The organism is Aminobacter sp. P4_D5, from assembly GCF_056401815.1.
Window position 1 is genome coordinate 1 of record NZ_JBFUIP010000767.1, and the last position, 689, is coordinate 689.

Consider the following 689-nt stretch of genomic DNA (forward strand, 5'->3'; position numbering starts at 1 on the left):
GCGCCAGCGTGCTGGACGGCATCCGCATGGAGACGGCCTTGCTGACGCCGCTGCGCGACGCCGCGGACCTCGTGCTCGATACCTCCAACCTGCCGCTGCCCGACCTGCGCCGGCTGATCGAAGCCCGCCTCCGGCCGGACGGCGCGCCCGGCCTTTCGCTCCATATCCAGTCCTTCGCCTTCCCAAAGGGCCTGCCGCGCGAGGCGGACCTGGTCTTCGACATGCGCTTCCTGGCCAATCCGCACTACGTGCCGGCGTTGAAGCCGTTGACCGGGCGGGACGCCGCGGTCGCCGATTACGTCGCGGCCGACCCCGACTTCCCGGACTTCTGGTCGCGCCTCACCGGCTTCATCGAGCCGCTGCTGCCGCGCTATGTCGCCGAGGGCAAGAAGTACCTCACCATTGCCGTGGGATGTACGGGCGGACGGCATCGCTCGGTCTTCGTGGCGGAAAATTTGGCAGCCCATCTCCGGCAGCAGGGCTGGCGTGTTGATCTGGCGCATCGAGAATTGGGCCAGACGCACGATATATCCGCCCCGGTGATTGCCGGAGCCCCTCAAATGGCCGGCCGATCCGAACCCCTGAATCTGACCCAGAAGGCGGCCCCCGGCCCTTCAATGCCCATGTCTGTGAACTGCGAATCATGATCGGCCTCGTGCTTGTCACCCATGGCCGGCTGGCGCTCGAGA

Annotated in this window: 1 protein-coding gene; it reads left to right on the forward strand. The window is 67.2% G+C overall.

Features of this window, described 5'->3' with window-relative positions:
• On the forward strand, positions 1-647 hold a 647-nt coding region (locus AC1DWF_RS34865; RefSeq protein ID WP_476843043.1), incomplete at its 5' end, for a RapZ C-terminal domain-containing protein.
• Positions 648-689: the final 42 nt, after the last annotated feature.